Origin of the sequence: Mesorhizobium sp. M1A.T.Ca.IN.004.03.1.1, from assembly GCF_003997555.1 — a bacterium.
Classification (GTDB): domain Bacteria; phylum Pseudomonadota; class Alphaproteobacteria; order Rhizobiales; family Rhizobiaceae; genus Mesorhizobium.
The window spans coordinates 643,116-657,888 of sequence record NZ_RZTV01000002.1 but is presented as its reverse complement, the minus strand read 5'-3'; the positions used below and the strand labels follow the sequence as shown (position 1 = coordinate 657,888).

At 65.1% G+C, this 14,773-nt stretch carries 14 protein-coding genes and 2 pseudogenes; 9 read left to right on the top strand and 7 right to left on the bottom strand.

What is annotated here, in order from left to right; genetic code table 11:
• Window positions 1-4: 4 nt before the first annotated feature.
• Window positions 5-634: a hypothetical protein gene (locus EOD29_RS37825; protein ID WP_281059209.1), complete on the bottom strand. Its 630-nt coding sequence runs from the start codon at window positions 632-634 to the stop codon at window positions 5-7.
• 190 nt (window positions 635-824) lie between these two features.
• Between EOD29_RS37825 and hpaR the strand changes: the two genes are divergently transcribed.
• A complete protein-coding gene (gene hpaR, locus EOD29_RS09090) occupies window positions 825-1,229 on the top strand; it encodes a homoprotocatechuate degradation operon regulator HpaR (protein WP_095800975.1) in 405 nt (134 codons plus the stop codon).
• Here the strand turns inward: hpaR and EOD29_RS35860 are convergent.
• Complete coding sequence (locus EOD29_RS35860) at window positions 1,215-1,370, bottom strand: hypothetical protein (protein ID WP_164763699.1); 156 nt, start codon at window positions 1,368-1,370, stop codon at window positions 1,215-1,217. The genes hpaR and EOD29_RS35860 overlap by 15 nt on opposite strands.
• Here EOD29_RS35860 and EOD29_RS09085 point away from each other — a divergent pair.
• From EOD29_RS09085 to EOD29_RS09050, 8 genes and pseudogenes are all read left to right on the top strand, one after another.
• Window positions 1,354-1,623 (top strand): annotated as a pseudogene (locus EOD29_RS09085) (aldehyde dehydrogenase family protein); the annotation flags it as partial. The gene EOD29_RS35860 and the pseudogene EOD29_RS09085 overlap by 17 nt on opposite strands.
• 52 nt (window positions 1,624-1,675) lie before the next feature.
• Window positions 1,676-2,170, top strand: coding sequence for a VOC family protein (locus EOD29_RS09080; RefSeq protein WP_245475301.1), 495 nt, complete (start codon window positions 1,676-1,678; stop codon window positions 2,168-2,170).
• A gap of 160 nt (window positions 2,171-2,330) precedes the next feature.
• Entirely contained in the window at window positions 2,331-2,552 is a 222-nt protein-coding gene (locus tag EOD29_RS09075) for a hypothetical protein (protein WP_095823881.1), read from the top strand.
• 111 nt (window positions 2,553-2,663) lie between these two features.
• Window positions 2,664-4,052 carry an SWIM zinc finger family protein gene (locus EOD29_RS09070; protein WP_245475287.1) on the top strand — a complete coding sequence of 463 codons (1,389 nt, stop codon included), beginning with the start codon at window positions 2,664-2,666 and terminating at the stop codon, window positions 4,050-4,052.
• Window positions 4,049-5,491: a DUF5691 domain-containing protein gene (locus tag EOD29_RS09065; protein WP_127246489.1), complete on the top strand. Its 1,443-nt coding sequence runs from the start codon at window positions 4,049-4,051 to the stop codon at window positions 5,489-5,491. Before EOD29_RS09070 ends, EOD29_RS09065 begins: the two co-directional genes overlap by 4 nt.
• A 19-nt stretch (window positions 5,492-5,510) precedes the next feature.
• On the top strand, window positions 5,511-6,590 hold the full coding sequence (locus EOD29_RS09060) for an AAA family ATPase (protein ID WP_095800970.1): 1,080 nt from the start codon (window positions 5,511-5,513) through the stop codon (window positions 6,588-6,590).
• Between the two features lie 3 nt (window positions 6,591-6,593).
• Window positions 6,594-8,852, top strand: coding sequence for a DUF5682 family protein (locus tag EOD29_RS09055; protein ID WP_127246488.1), 2,259 nt, complete (start codon window positions 6,594-6,596; stop codon window positions 8,850-8,852).
• Window positions 8,845-10,077 carry a VWA domain-containing protein gene (locus EOD29_RS09050; RefSeq protein ID WP_127246487.1) on the top strand — a complete coding sequence of 411 codons (1,233 nt, stop codon included), beginning with the start codon at window positions 8,845-8,847 and terminating at the stop codon, window positions 10,075-10,077. The genes EOD29_RS09055 and EOD29_RS09050 overlap by 8 nt, the downstream gene beginning before the upstream one ends.
• A gap of 23 nt (window positions 10,078-10,100) precedes the next feature.
• Here the strand turns inward: EOD29_RS09050 and EOD29_RS09045 are convergent, their stop codons facing one another.
• The 5 genes and pseudogenes from EOD29_RS09045 to mtnK form a co-directional block, all read right to left on the bottom strand.
• Entirely contained in the window at window positions 10,101-10,826 is a 726-nt protein-coding gene (locus EOD29_RS09045; protein ID WP_095800967.1) for an MgtC/SapB family protein, read from the bottom strand.
• Between the two features lie 177 nt (window positions 10,827-11,003).
• The gene (gene fba, locus EOD29_RS09040) at window positions 11,004-12,068 is read right to left on the bottom strand and encodes a class II fructose-bisphosphate aldolase (protein WP_066988983.1); all 1,065 of its coding nucleotides are present in this window, start codon (window positions 12,066-12,068) and stop codon (window positions 11,004-11,006) included.
• Between the two features lie 158 nt (window positions 12,069-12,226).
• Window positions 12,227-12,376 (bottom strand): annotated as a pseudogene (locus EOD29_RS09035) (6,7-dimethyl-8-ribityllumazine synthase); the annotation flags it as partial.
• A gap of 7 nt (window positions 12,377-12,383) precedes the next feature.
• Window positions 12,384-13,478: an S-methyl-5-thioribose-1-phosphate isomerase gene (gene mtnA / locus EOD29_RS09030; RefSeq protein WP_127214206.1), complete on the bottom strand. Its 1,095-nt coding sequence runs from the start codon at window positions 13,476-13,478 to the stop codon at window positions 12,384-12,386.
• Window positions 13,475-14,743: an S-methyl-5-thioribose kinase gene (gene mtnK, locus EOD29_RS09025; RefSeq protein ID WP_127246486.1), complete on the bottom strand. Its 1,269-nt coding sequence runs from the start codon at window positions 14,741-14,743 to the stop codon at window positions 13,475-13,477. Before mtnK ends, mtnA begins: the two co-directional genes overlap by 4 nt.
• Between the last annotated feature and the right edge of the window lie 30 nt (window positions 14,744-14,773).

Here is a 14,773-nt window from a genome sequence, read left to right as displayed (position 1 = left end):
CCGGTCAGGCGAAAGCGATGCGGATCGCACCAAAGGGTCCGAAATCCGAGACGATCCGATCGCCATGCCGGCATTCGACCGGCCGGATGAAGGAGCCCGACAGCACCACCTGTCCGGCCTCGATTTGCATGCCGTACTGATGCAGCCGGTCGGCGAGCCACACAATGCCCTTGGCCGGATGATCGAGCACGCCGGCACCGAGGCCCGTCTCCTCCACCTCGCCGTTGCGCGACACGATGGCGCCGATCCAGCGCAGGTCTGCCTCGCGCGGGCTGGGGTGGCCGCGCTCCTCCAGCGCGCGCAGATAGATCGCGTCGCTGGTCTCGTCGCTCACCTGCAGGCCGAGCGTGTCGACATAGAACGCGCGCGATAACCCCTTGATGATCGCCTCGCCGGTCCGCTTCTTCTCCTCCGCGCTGCGGCCCCTGCCGATGCGGAAATTCATGTCGATGAAGCCGTTCTGGGGGAGCCGGTCCGCGACCGCATAGGCATCTGCACGGAAGGCGCGCACCCGCTCGGCGCCGGGCTCGAACAGGCCGGTCTCGAGGATGATGCGTGAAACGAGCGCGCAAAGCTCGCTCATCTCGACCTTCGCGTCGAGATTCGCCGAATATTCGATCCCCATGTGGGGCAAGGGCTTGGCGACCGAATGTCAAGTGCTTGGTCTCCATGTCGACGGGGTCGTCGGGGACGGGATTGCCGCTCTCGGAGAAATCGCGGATATAGCTGCGATCCGAGCGTTAATTTCTATTGCGAGTCGTACTGGACTGGAACTCTTCGGAGAGTTGACTCTGCTGCCGCCCAGCACCCGCCCTTCCCTGCCCATGGCTCTGCTTCGCGCCCGCGAAGTGATCATGGCGCATTTTCGTCCGATGCTTGCTCGCCACGACATCACCGAGCAGCAATGGCGCGTGCTGCGCGTGCTTGCCGAGACCGGTCCGCTGGAAGCGACCGAGCTCGCTAACCGCGCCTCGATCCTGCCGCCCAGCCTCACCCGCATGATCAAAGCGCTGGACGAGCGCGAATTCATCACCCGCAACAAGGTCAAGGATGACGGCCGCCGCGCTCTGCTCGCCATCAGTCCGGCCGGCGTGGCGCTGATCGAGGAGCTGGCGCCCGAGCGCACCGCCATCTACGACGCCATCGAGAAGCGTTACGGCGCCGAGCAGTACGAGCGCCTGCTGGACATGCTGGAAAGCCTGATCGAGTCGGAGTCAGCGCCAGACTGACCGACTAGCCACCGAAACTCCCAGTGCGCTGGGCTGCATGTAGTTGCGCCCGACATAGAGCAGCGCCGCCTCGTCGCCGCCATGGCGGATGTCGACGACGCGGCCGAACATCACATTGTGCATGCCGGTGCTCGGCGTCATGCGCTTCGAAAGCGAGGAAGAGACGGTGCGCCTTGCCAACGCCACCGTCTATGGTCTTGCTTCTGCAGTGTGCACCTCGAAGCGTTCGACCGCGCATCGCATGGTGCGCGCCATCAATGCCGGCGTCGTCCACGTCAACACCTATGGCGGCGCCGACATCACGGTACCGCTCGGCGGCTTCAAGCAGTCCCGCTTCGGCAAAGACAAGTCGCTGCACGCGATCGAGAAGTACACCGACCTCAAGACGGCGTGAATAGCGCTCGGATAAGCTCCCCTCGAGAGGAGGGTGGCCGGACCTTGTGGAGATGCTCGCCCAAGCCGGCACGGCCGGTGTCGGCGCCTGGTTGCGCCAAGGTATACCCGATGCGACTGTGCTGGGTCGCCGTTATCGACGCTTACGCGAGGCCAATCTGATGCTGCTGGCTGTCCATCATGTCGCAATCATCTCCAGTGACTATGAGACCTCCAAGCAGTTCTACACGAACAAGCTCGGTTTCGTCGTTCTGGCCGAAAACTGGCGCCCCGAAAGGCAGTCTTGGAAGTGCGATTTGCGTCACGGTACCATCCAGATCGAACTGTTCAGTTTCCCTGATCCGCCAAGCCGGCCCAGCAGGCCCGAGGCGTGTGGATTAAGGCATATTGCATTCTCGGTCGCCTCGGTCGAGGCAACAGCCGAGCTGCTTCGGTCGCGAGACGTCGAGGTGGAGCCCATCCGAACAGATCCATACACGGGACGATTGTTTACCTTCATCGCCGATCCCGATGGACTGCCGATCGAATTTTACCAGGACGCTGTTTGACGGTGAGGAATTCGGCCGCGAAATCCGCCGGTTGCGGAACGCGAAGCGACTGGTGGAGGAGGCAGATGATGAAGTCAGGCTTGGAGAAGCTGGGGCACGACGCCAGCTGCCATCGGGACGGCGTCGGCAGCACCTAACCATCTTCGCCGCAACGGGGAAGATGAGTCATGCCTCGCCGGTCAGCCGCGCCGAGATGAGCCTCGCCGCCCTGATCGCCGCCTCGCCCGGGGGCCGCCACCGCATCGTCTACGCGCGAGACAGGGGAGGCGATGGACAGCGTGCCGATCGGCTGGCCGTCAGCGCCGAGGATCGCCGCGCCTATGCTGTGCACGCCATCCTGGTGGGTGCGCGCCTGACGATGAACAGGGCAACGCAACGTTAGACAAGACACCAACTTTTCAGCGGCTGGAGCTACACCAGCGCGCCGCAAACAGGTATCTATCGTCGCGACATCATGCTTCGGGGGTCATGAGGGAGCGGCTTGCAGCTGGATTTGAAAACAATCGAGGCGCTCGCGCCCGACCAGGCTTCGCTGGGCGCCGCCGCCAAGCTGACCAAGCGGTCCAACTGGCCCCGTCTCGAGACAAACGAACAGCTGGGCCTCATCTGGGGCGAATGCCAGGGCTCGGGAGCGAATCCCTACCGCGTCGCATTCGATGCCCGCGACCACGGCTACAAATGCACCTGTCCATCGCGAAAATTTCCGTGCAAGCACATACTGGGGCTGATGTGGATCGGCGCCACCGCGCCCGCCAGCTTCGATCGGGTCGACCAGACGCCGGAATGGGTCAATGACTGGCTCGGGCGGCGCCGCAAGCCGGGCCAGCCGCCGACGCCGGCGCCGGCAAGCGCGGAAAGCAAAAGCATCGACGAGGCGTTGCGGCCCGAGCAAAGCGCTGCCGTAGAAGACGCCGCGGCCGCCGAGCGCCGCGAGGCGGCGCAGCGCAAGCGCGCCGAGGACACGCGAAGTGCCGTGTCGGCAGCGCTCGACGAATTGGATCAGTGGGTTGCCGACCAGCTTCGGCTCGGCCTTGCCGGTTTTGTCGACGCCAGCAGCGAGCGCTGCCGCCGCATCGCGGCGCGGCTTGTAGACCTCAAGGCGACCGCTTTGGCCGGGCGTATCGACGAGCTGCCCGCGAAACTGATGGCGCTGCGCAGCGAAGAGCGGCCGGACGCCGCTATCCGAGAGCTGGGTAAGCTGGTGCTGCTCGCCAAGGCCTGGCGTGCCGCGCCCGACGATGCCGAGCTGAAGCGCCTGGTCTCGACATCCGAAACCCGCGACCAGATCCTTGCCAATCCGGATGCCGTCAAGGTCGAGAGCGACTGGGAGGTGCTGGGTGAGAAGATCGAGGCCCGTCGCGACGGCCTGGTCAGCCACGCGACCTGGCTGCTCGATCTGAAAAGCCCAATCCCAAGATTTGCCGTCCTCCTGGACTTCTTCCCGGCCTCGGCCGGGCGCCGCTCCGGCGCCTTCGCGCCGGGGGATCGCTTCAAGGCGAGGCTGGTGTTCTATCCATCCCGAATTCCGCTTCGCGCACTGGTCGCAGAACGCCTGGGCGATGCGTCGCCCGGCAATTGGCCCGATTTTGCTCCGAACGCTGCCGGCGATCCGCTGGCCGCCTATGCAGCTTTCCAGGACGGCGCGCCGTGGCTGTCCGACTGTCCGATCCTCCTGCCGGCGGGCGCGATCGCGCTGGACGAGAAGGATGGCGCCTGGTGGCAGGCGGCGAACGATTCGCATGGCATCGCCCTGCCTGTCGCCGGCTCCGTCAACCAGACCTTGCTTGGCCTCGATCTGACAGTCACGGCAGCGCTGTGGAACGGCGCCAGGCTCGACCTTCTGGCCTCACAAAGCAGCATCGGGAGGCTCAATCTCTCATGAACGAGCTCGAGCAGGCAGGGCTGGCGAGGCTTCGCGACAACTGGATTTCGGGCGGCGCCGCTTTCGAATTGGCGCCCGCCGAATGGAAGGAGTTCGCGGCTGCCTCCAGCTCGGACGAGCAGGAACGTCGGCTCTTGGCGATCGCCGCGCAGGCGCTGGATGTCGCGCTTCGGCCGGCGGCGCCCAAAACCTTGAAACGCCGTCCGCCGCTGCCGATGCTCGCGCGGCCGATGCTTCCTGATTGGCTGCGACCGTTGCTGCGTGCCGCATTGAAATACGCCGCTGATGCGAGGCTCAAGACCCGCGTGGCCACACTCGTCGCCAGCCGAGGCTTCGTGCTGCATCCGATGGATTGGATGCCTGCTGCGTCGGATCAGGAAAGCCCAGATATCTATGCTCCCTGGGTCGACTGGCAAGCAGGCGCGGATGGCGACAGGCAGTCTCGACGAGGACAACTCACCGCTGAAACCTGGGATGATTTTTATCCTGCGGCGCGCCGTACAGCTTTGGTCGAATTACGGCGCACCATGCCTGTCTTGGCGCGGACGTTGATTGAGACCAAGGGAGCGAGCGAGCCGGCGGAGGTCAGGCTTGCGCTCGTGGAGCTGATGCGCTTCGGCTTGAGTGCCGATGACATTCCATTTCTAAAGAGCCTGTCCGCCGATCGCTCAGGCAAGGTGCGCGAAACGGCCGGCCGGCTCCTGGCAAGGTTGGGTGAACGTAGCGATCCAGCGGATGCGTCGAAACATCCGATAGCCGAGCTCGCCGCTTTCATTGAGGAAGGCAAATCCGGCTTCATCCGCCGCCGCACCACCTACACGCCGATAAAACCCAAGTCGCTTGCGCAAAAGTCGCGTCGCGCCGACCTGTTCGCGTCCTGTTACTTCGGCGATCTCGTCGCCCAATTCGGCAAGACTGAGCCCGATTTCATTGGCGCATGGCAGTTCGGCGTCGATGAGGGTGCCGATCTCTTTCTCGTTCGAATGACCGCGGTGTCCGGCAGCGATGCGGCGGTCGCCTGTTTGGCGGATTTGCTTGCCGCCGCCGGCGGCAGGCTGGCGCTTCTCGTCCTCCAGCTCATGTCGCGTTTGGACAACGACAGGAAGCGTGTCCTGATCAGGCAGATCCTCGATGATGGGCAAAATCTGGCCGCGCTCAACCTGGTCGAAGGCGCGGAAGCGGGCTGGCTGGCATGGAGCGACCTCGCAAAAGGCAAGACGATTCCAGCGCTGCGTTCCGCCGTCTCGGGTGACAACGACGTCATGAAACGAAGCGCCGAGCAATATCTCGAGACCCTGGGCTTTCTGGCCAATCCGGAGGCGGCGGAAAAATTGATCGACGAGGTGATCGCCGCCGGCCTGTCGCCCGCTTCCCCATCCCTCGGCCTGCTGCGGCTCAATGCGGCGCTGGCCGGAAACCCTTCGCAATCCGAGAGATGATGAACCCGGAGAAGATCGCATGAACGCAGCCATCCGCCTTCCGGCCGAGCAGGTCTATGCCTCCGAACTGCAGGCGCTCGCGCGCGACGACGACCGCCAGAAGCCTGCCGGCTGGAGCCTGTCGCCCAAGGCCGTCCTCACTTACCTGATGGGTGGCAAGGCGGGCGACGGCACGCTTATCACCCCGAAATATGTCGGACGTCGGCAATTGATGGAAACCGCGGTGGCGACGCTCGCGACCGACCGGGCGCTGCTCCTGCTCGGCGTGCCGGGAACGGCAAAATCCTGGGTCTCGGAACATCTCGCCGGCGCCATCATGGGAAACTCGACGCTGATCGTGCAATGCACGGCCGGCACCGATGAGAATCAGATCCGCTACGGCTGGAACTATGCGCAGCTCTTGGCAAAGGGGCCGAGCCAGGAGGCGCTGGTGCCGACGCCGCTCTACCGCGCCATGCAGGAAGGCAAGCTCTGCCGCCTGGAGGAACTGACGCGAATGGGCTCCGACGTGCAGGACACGCTGATCACCGTGCTGTCCGAAAAAATGATGCCGGTGCCGGAGCTGAACACCTCGATTTACGCGCAGCGCGGTTTCAACATCATCGCCACCGCGAACAATCGCGACAAGGGCGTCAACGAACTCTCCTCGGCGCTGAAGCGCCGTTTCAATGTCGTGGTGCTGCCGCTGCCGGAGGACATGGCGGAAGAGGTCTCGATCGTGTCCCGGCGCGTCGGCGAGATGGCCGGCGGACTGGACCTGCCGGTGCCGAAAAATGTCGGCGAGGAGATCGCGCGCGTGCTGACCATCTTCCGCGAGCTGCGCTCCGGCGCGACCGCCGACGGCAAGGTGACGCTGAAGACGCCGTCGGGCTCGCTCTCCACCGCCGAGGCGATCGCCACGATGATCAGCGGCCTCAGCCAGGCGGCCTGGTTCGACGGCGGCAAGCTCCACGCCGAAGGCCTGGCGCCAAGCCTGGTCGGCGCCATCGTCAAGGACCCGGTCCAGGACAAGGTCGTGCTTGAGGAATATTTGGAGACGGTGCTGAAGAAGCGGCCGGACTACGCCGGTTATTACGCGGCGCTCAACGCGGCCATCTGAGCCATGACGCAAGGCGGCATCAGCTATTTCGGCATTCGCCATCATGGGCCGGGCTCCGCCGCGAGCCTGGTTAGAGCGTTGCAGGAATTGCAGCCGGCCGCCGTGCTGATCGAGGGGCCGGTGGATGCCTCGCCCTTGCTGCCCCTGCTTGCCAGCCCGGACATGAAGCCGCCGGTGGCACTGCTTTGCTACCCCGAGGACGATCCCGCCGCGACGCGCTTCTGGCCCTTCGCCGAATTCTCTCCCGAATATCAGGCGGCGCTGTGGGCTGTCGCCAACAAGGCGGCGCTGCGTTTCATCGACTTGCCGTCCGCCGCGCGGCTTGCCGAGCAAGGGCCCGAGGGTTCGTCCGACGCCGATGCGGACGAACCGGAGGCCACCGAAGAGCAGAGCGAAGCAAGCTCGCGGATCCTTGATCCGATCGGCACCTTGGCGCGCGCCGCCGGCTATGAGGACGGCGAAAGCTGGTGGTCCGATATCATCGAGCAGAATCCCGCACCCGGGCCGATCTTCGCGGCCATCGCCGACGCGATGACGACGCTGCGCGACGGCGAGACGTCCATTGGCAAATTCGAGGCCATGCGCGAGGCGCATATGCGGCTGGAGATCGCCGCTGCGCGCAAAGAAATCAACGGGCCGCTAGCCGTCGTCTGCGGCGCGTGGCATGTGCCCGCCCTGCAAGCTCCGCATCCGCAAAAGATCGACCAGGCACTGCTCAAGGGCATCGGCCGGCACAAGACCACGATGACCTTCGCGCCATGGACCGGACCGCGGCTGGCGCTGGGTTATGGCTATGGCGCCGGTGTCGTCGCGCCGGGCTGGAGCAAGCACCTGTGGCAGACGCGCGGGCAGGATGACGCTTCGGTGCTGTGGCTCGCGCGGATCGCTTCGGTTCTCAGGGCGAAGGGCCATATGATTTCGACCGCCTCGCTGATCGAGGCGGAGCGTCTGGCGCGGGCGCTTGCCGCCATACGCGAGCGCCCGAAACCGGGTTTCGAGGAACTGCGCGAGGCCTCGATCGCGGCGCTCTTCAACGGCGAGGCCTTGCTGTGGAAGATGGTCGAGGCCGAGCTTCTGCTCGGCGCCGATGTCGGCGAGATTCCAGCCGACACGCCGCTCGCGCCGCTGATCGATGACTTGCAGCGCAACCAGAAGGCCGCGCGGCTCAAGCCTGAAGCACTGGAGCGCGAGCTCTCCATCGACCTGCGCAGCGAGAGCGGTCTCTTTCGTTCGACGCTTCTGCACCGGCTGAACGTGCTCGGCGTGAACTGGGGCAGGCTGACGGATGTCGGCCGCAGCCGCGGCACGTTCCGCGAGCGCTGGCTGCTGGCCTGGCAGCCGGAATACGCCGTGCGCCTGGTCGAAAACCTGATTTACGGACCGACCATCGAGAAGGCCGCCAACGGCCGGCTTGTCCAGATGATCGGCGCCGCTTCGACGCTCGATGCTCTGGCCACGCTGGTGCAAAGCGCGATCACCGCCGCCTTGAGCGAGGCGTCCGCGGCCGGCCTCGCCGCGCTCGAGGAGAAGGCGGCGCATAGCAGCGAATGCCTGGAGCTCCTTGCGTCGGTGCCCCCACTTGCCGACATCATCCGCTATGGCGAAGCGCGCAAAACCGAGACGCAGCGCCTTGCCGGCCTCTTGGAGCGGTTGGTCATCGAAGGCGCGATCGCGCTGCCTTACGCCGCGCGCGATCTCGACGCGCAGGCCGCCGCAGCGCTGATGGCGGCGCTGCGCAAGGCCGACGAGGCGATCAGGCTGGTCGAACCGGACGAGCATGTCCTGGATGCCTGGCGGAACGGCCTTGCGGCCGTGCTCGATTCATCGCGCTCGACGGCGCTCGTTGCTGGCTGCGCCGCACATCTGCTCTACGAGGCCGGGCACCTCTCGGCCGAGGCCACGGCCGGCCTTTTGGCAAAGCGGCTGTCGCCCGGAACGCCGGTCATCGATGCCGCCGCCTTTTTCGAAGGCTTCTTCAGCGGCGCCGGCCAGAGGCTGATCTATGACGAGGGGCTGCGCGGCGCTGTCGATTCCTGGCTGGCATCGCTCGACGAGGACGCCTTCGTTGCGCATCTGCCACTGCTCCGCCGCGTATTTTCCAATCTCGACAGCATGGAGCGCCGCCGCCTGATCGAGGCCGTACTCGGCCGCAGGGCAAGCCTGCCCGCCGGACTGACGCCGGCACCCGATGGCGGCGAGGCCTGGCGACGGCATTTTGGTCTCCTCGGCAAGCTGCTCACGGGGGAGCCCAACCATGGATGATGAGACGGTCGGACCCGATCTTCATCTGACCGAAGGGACGCGGGAGCGCCGATGGCGCCTGGCGATCGGCGCCGACGATGAGTCCTCCTCGGCGCTGTCGCAGGAGGACCGGCGGCTTTCGGCAACCCTCGATGCGCTCTACGGCGACGGCAGCGGCGACGCCGGCGATCCGCGCAAGCGGCGCGGCGGGCTTGGCCGTTCGGCGCCGCGCGTCGCGCAATGGATGGGCGATATCCGCTCTTTCTTCCCCGAGCAAGTGGTCCAGGTCATGCAGAAGGACGCCTTCGAGCGCCTGAACCTGAAGCAGATGCTGATGGAGCCGGAATTCCTCAAGGCGATCGAGGCCGACGTCAATCTCGTTGCCGACCTGGTCTCGTTGCGCTCGGCGATGCCGGAAAAGACCAAGGATATTGCCCGCTCGATCATTTCCGACATCGTCGCCAAGCTGATGCAGCGTCTCGAGCAGAAGACCGCCGAGGCGATCCGCGGCGCGCTCGACCGTTCCAGGCGCATCAACCGGCCGCGGCAGCGCGACATCGATTGGCCGCGCACGATCGCGGCGAACCTTCGCCATTACCAGCCAGAGCACAAGACCGTGGTGCCGGAAAAGCTCATCGGCTTCATGCGCCGCCAGCGTCGGCTGGTCGACCTCGACGAAGTGACGCTCTGCGTCGATCAGTCCGGCTCGATGGCAAGTTCGGTCATCTACGCCTCGATCTTCGCTGCCGTGATGGCCTCTTTGCCGGTCGTGCGCACCAAGCTGGTCTGCTTTGACACCGCGATCGCCGATCTGACCGAAGAGCTCAGCGATCCGGTCGAGGTGCTGTTCGGGGTCCAGCTTGGCGGCGGAACCGACATCAACCAGGCGGTCGCCTATTGCGCCGAGCGCATCGAGCGGCCGACCAAAGCGCATTTCGTCCTCATCACCGACCTCTACGAAGGCGGCAACGGTCAGGAACTGCTTCGTCGGCTGGCTGCGCTGGTGCGGTCGGGCGTCAATGTCGTTGTGCTCCTGGCGCTCACCGACCAGGGCCGTCCCGGCTACGACTCTTCCATGGCCGGCTCGGTCGCGGCATTGGGCGTCCCGGTCTTCGCCTGCACGCCGGACCATTTTCCCGACATGATGGCGGCGGCGCTGCGCCGGGAGGACATCGGCGCCTGGGCGGCGGGAGCGGACATCAAGCTTATTCGCCCGGATTCGGAAACGCCAAGCGCAGCCGAATAGGTTCGCCACCCTTCTGACGCTGATCAGGGCGCTTTCTCGCTGATCAATTCAAACCGCTCGATCTCGCAGTGTTGGCCGACCAGCGCCAGCACCTCAGTTGACGGCTCGACTGCATCTGGCTGCCGCCATTTGACTTGGAAGGAAAACACGACGCGGTCGCGGTCGGCATCGTGCTCCATGCCAACGAAGCGGGCATCGTATCCGAGCGGCCGCACGATCTCCTGGAGGTCGGGCGGGGCTGTCTTCGGCCATGAGACCGCAAGGATCGCCTTATGGTCGCGCGGGATCTTGAGATCGACCCACTTCAGGGCCTGCAGCGTCACCAGCGTCAATGCTGTAGCAATCGCGCCGAGGCCGAACTGGCCGCCGCCGAAGGCCAGCCCGATCATCGTCATGATCCACATGGTGGCGGCGGTGGTCACTCCGGTGACGAGATCGCCGCGCCTGAGGATGGCGCCGCCGCCGATGAAGCCGACGCCGGTGAGCACGCCGAGCGCAAAGCGCAGCACATCCATGCGCACGAATGAGTCCGGTCCCTTGCCGGCAACGTCGAGCAGCATGTTGGCCTGGACCATGGCGACGCACGCCGCGAGGCCGACCAGGATGGTCGTCCGCAGGCCGGCGGAATGGCCGCGCGCTTCGCGATTCAAGCCGATGAGGAAGCCCGCGACCAGCGTCAGCAACAGCCGCGCAACGAGATCCGGCCATGTCGGATGAAGCGGCATGTCGCAGCAGAGCGGCTCGAGCATTTCCCGTCGGCGACGCCGGTCGGCGCACCCTCCATTGCGTCAGGACAGTTCAACTAAGCTCGGCTATGGATGGTTCCTTGGCCAATGCCGATGACGTGAGGTTCCGCGGAACTGGTGCCGTGGGAGGGCGGGCGTGCTCCCGCGACCGGCTGGAACCCGGTCGCGGGAGGAGGTGGCTCAGCCGAACTTCGGGTCGAGGCTGCCGGACTTGTAACGCTTGGCCATTTCCGACAACGGGATCGGCTTGATCTTCGGCGCGTTGCCGGCTGTGCCGAACTGCTCGAAACGTTCCTTGCAGAGCTTCTTCATCGCCGCCATGGCCGGCGTCAGATATTTGCGCGGATCGAACTCGGAAGGGTTCTCGGTCAGCACCTTGCGGATCGCGCCGGTCAGCGCCATGCGGTTGTCGGTGTCGATGTTGATCTTGCGCACGCCGTGCTTGATGCCGCGCTGGATCTCTTCCACCGGCACGCCCCAGGTCGGCTTCATCTGGCCGCCATATTTGTTGATGATCTCCTGCAGCTCCTCCGGCACCGATGACGAGCCGTGCATGACCAGATGCATGTTGGGCAGGCGGCGATGGATCTCCTCGATCACGTTCATCGCCAGCACCGCGCCATCCGGCTTGCGCGAGAATTTGTAGGCGCCGTGGCTGGTGCCCATGGCCACCGCCAGCGCATCGACATGGGTGTCGCGCACGAACTGCTCGGCCTGCACCGGGTCTGTAAGCAACTGATCGTGGCTGATGGCGCCTTCGACGCCGTGGCCGTCCTCCTGCTCGCCGCCGCCGCTCTCCAGCGAGCCGAGCACGCCGATCTCGCCTTCCACCGAGACACCGCCCCAATGCGCCATATCGACGACGCGGCGCGTGATGCCGGAATTATAGGCGTAGTCGGCCGGCGACTTGCCGTCTTCCTTCAGCGAGCCGTCCATCATCACCGAGGTGAAGCCGTACTGGATCGCGGTGACGCAGGTCGCTTCGTTGTTGCCGTGGTCGAGATGCATGCAGACCGGAATGTCGGGGTGGATCTCGACCAGCGCGTCGATCAGCTTGGCCAGCACCACATCATTGGCGTAGGCGCGCGCCCCGCGGCTCGCCTGGAGGATGACCGGCGACTTGGTCTCCTCGGCCGCCTCCATGATGGCGAGGCCCTGTTCCATGTTGTTCATGTTGAAGGCAGGCACGCCATAGCCTTGTTCGGCGGCATGGTCGAGCAATTGTCTCAGTGTGATGCGAGCCAACGAATAGTCTCCCGTATCTGGTTCGAGCCCGTGTTTGAAAAGGCCGCCCGGGCGGGCGGCCCCGTTGCTTCTGGCCGGATTTCTGACCTACCGCAACCTTTTGAAGCCCTTTCGGCCGCAATTCTTGTTGCAGGGCTGAAATCCGGCCCGAGTCGAGCCTAAGCGGCGATCCGCTCGCGCGCGGCAAGGATTTCGACGCAGGCCTTCGCCGCTTCCTTGCCCTTCACCAAAAAATGCTCGTGGAAGAAGCGGCGGTGCTCGGCGCTCTCATGATAGTTGTGCGGCGTGAGCACGGCCGAGAGCACCGGGCTAAGATTAGCTGCGCTCGGGAAACATTGCCTTCAGCGCCTCGCGCGAAGCCTTCGCCACGCCGCGCTCGGTGATCAGCCCTGTCACCAGCCGAGCCGGCGTCACGTCGAAGGCGGGGTTTGCCGCCGGCGTCGCGTCGGGCGAGACGCGCACCTGCGCGACCTTGCCGTCGGCCGTCCTACCCCACACCAGCGAAACCTCGTCACTCGCGCGCTCCTCGATCGGGATTTCCGCAAGCCCGTCGGCGACCGTCCAGTCGATGGTGGGCGAGGGGAGCGCGACATAGAAAGGGACGTCGTTGTCGGCGGCGGCTAAAGCCTTGAGATAGGTGCCGATCTTGTTGCAGACGTCGCCATTGGCCGTCGTGCGGTCGGTGCCGACGATCACCATGTCGATGTCGCCATGCTGCATCAGATGCCCGCCGGCGTTATCGACGATCAGCGTGTGCGGCACGCCGTGGCCGGCCATTTCCCAGGCGGTCAGCTGGGCGCCCTGGTTGCGCGGCCTGGTCTCGTCGACATAGACGTGGACCGGAATGCCGGCTTCCGTCGCCAGATAGATTGGCGCCGTGGCGGTGCCGTAGTCGACCGTCGCCAGCCAACCGGCATTGCAATGGGTGAGAATGTTGACCGCCTCGCCAGGCTTCTTTTTCGCCGCGATCTCCTTGATGATGGCAAGCCCGTTCTCGCCGATGGCGCGATTGAGCCCGACATCCTCGTCTGCGATCTCGGCGGCGCGCCGGTAGGCGGCCTCGGCGCGCTCTCCCGGCGCCAGCGGCTTCAGAAAACGCCGCATCTCGTCCAGCGCCCAGCGCAGGTTGATCGCCGTCGGTCGCGTTTTGTGCAGCGTCTCCCACGCCGCGTCGAGCGCTTCGTCCGAGGGATCGTCGGTCATCTGGATGGCGACGCCGTAGGCGGCGGTGACGCCGATCAGCGGCGCGCCGCGCACCCACATGTCGCGGATCGCAGTGGCGATGCCGGGAACGGTTCCGATCGTCTCGACGCGAAACTCATGCGGCAGCCAGCGCTGGTCGATGATCTCGACCGAGCGTTTGTCGTCGCTGAGCCAAATTGTACGATAGTGGCGTTCGCCGACGTTCAAAGGCTCTTCTCCTGTTCGACCAGCGCGGCCAATGCGTTGACCTCGTCGATGCTGTGGATCTGACGCCGGTTCACGGCGATGTGGCGGCCGAAGCGCAGCGCCTTTGCTTCACATTTGGCGCGAAGGTCTGCGTCGGCAATGGTCTCGAAATCGGCATTGTGGGCGAGACCGAGGATACGTCGGTGCACCTCGATGCCGGCGAAGCCGAGCAGGTCGGTCCAGATGCCGGAAAGCATGTGGTCGAGCGCCTGTTCGGAACCGAGCAGGTCGCCCTGATCCTCGAACAGGCTCTTCTGGTAGAGGATGCCGGTGCGCTCGGTTCGCCACAAATGCGAAAACTCGGCGCGGAACACCGCCCAGCTCTCGGCCGTGACCTTAAGCAGGTAGGCGCGCATCGAATCCCGGCTACCTTTCTGCTCATGGCCCCGCTGCGAGAAGAAGGCCATCCAGAAATTGGCGAGCAGCATGCCGACGTCGAAGGCGATCGGGCCGTAGAAGGCGAATTCCGGATCGATCATCCGGGTCTCGGTGTCGGTCACCATGATCGAACCGGAATGCAGGTCGCCATGCAGCAGTGTTTCGGCATTGGCGGCGAATAGGTGCTTCAGCCGCTGCGCCTCGACCTTGAGGTCGCGGTCGGCGCGCAATTCGGCCACCAGGCGGTCGAGCTGCGGGCTGGTGTGCCGGTTCATCTCGGCGTCGAAATAGGGATCGGAGAACACCAGGTTCTCGGTGATGTCGCAGAGCTCGACATTGTCGGCGAACAGCGCGAGATCGGCCTTGCGCTCTTTTGTCGGCATTGAGAGGTCCGAGCCGCGGAACAGCGTGCGGGCCATGAACAGGCCGATGTCGCGCGCAATGTTCGGCAGCTCGCGGCCGTCGATCAGCGCGCGACGCAGGATGATGTAGGGCGGCGCCAGATACTCCATGACAATAAGCGCCTGGTCCTCGTCGAAATAATAGATCGCCGGCACCGAGCCTGGCGCTCGGCGCTCTTGCCTCGTCAGCGCGTGATACTCGAAGAAAGCGCGCTTCAAAGGCAGCGGCCAGCTGTCGCCGACCAGGCGCACATAGGGCAGCGCCTGCTTGACCACCGACGCGCCCTGGTCGCCCTCGACGATGAAAACGAGGTTCAGATTGCCGTCGCCGACCTCGCGTACTTTCCAGTGGCCGGCGTCCTTGCCAATGCGCTCGGTCAGCGCCGTGGTCTCGCCGAGGCGCTGCGGCAGCGTCTCCACCGACAATGCTTCGAACTTCCCGGTCATCCTTCTCCCTCCTGCGCGTGGTGTCCCACG

Bases quoted from the DNA above. Each gene is read 5' to 3' on its own strand.
- hpaR (WP_095800975.1), top strand. From the start codon at position 825: ATGGCTCTGCTTCGCGCCCGCGAAGTGATCATGGCGCATTTTCGTCCG.
- EOD29_RS35860 (WP_164763699.1), bottom strand. From the start codon at position 1,370: ATGACGCCGAGCACCGGCATGCACAATGTGATGTTCGGCCGCGTCGTC.
- EOD29_RS09080 (WP_245475301.1), top strand. From the start codon at position 1,676: ATGCTCGCCCAAGCCGGCACGGCCGGTGTCGGCGCCTGGTTGCGCCAA.
- EOD29_RS09075 (WP_095823881.1), top strand. From the start codon at position 2,331: ATGAGTCATGCCTCGCCGGTCAGCCGCGCCGAGATGAGCCTCGCCGCC.
- EOD29_RS09065 (WP_127246489.1), top strand. From the start codon at position 4,049: ATGAACGAGCTCGAGCAGGCAGGGCTGGCGAGGCTTCGCGACAACTGG.
- EOD29_RS09060 (WP_095800970.1), top strand. From the start codon at position 5,511: ATGAACGCAGCCATCCGCCTTCCGGCCGAGCAGGTCTATGCCTCCGAA.
- EOD29_RS09055 (WP_127246488.1), top strand. From the start codon at position 6,594: ATGACGCAAGGCGGCATCAGCTATTTCGGCATTCGCCATCATGGGCCG.
- EOD29_RS09050 (WP_127246487.1), top strand. From the start codon at position 8,845: ATGGATGATGAGACGGTCGGACCCGATCTTCATCTGACCGAAGGGACG.
- EOD29_RS09045 (WP_095800967.1), bottom strand. From the start codon at position 10,826: ATGCTCGAGCCGCTCTGCTGCGACATGCCGCTTCATCCGACATGGCCG.
- mtnK (WP_127246486.1), bottom strand. From the start codon at position 14,743: ATGACCGGGAAGTTCGAAGCATTGTCGGTGGAGACGCTGCCGCAGCGC.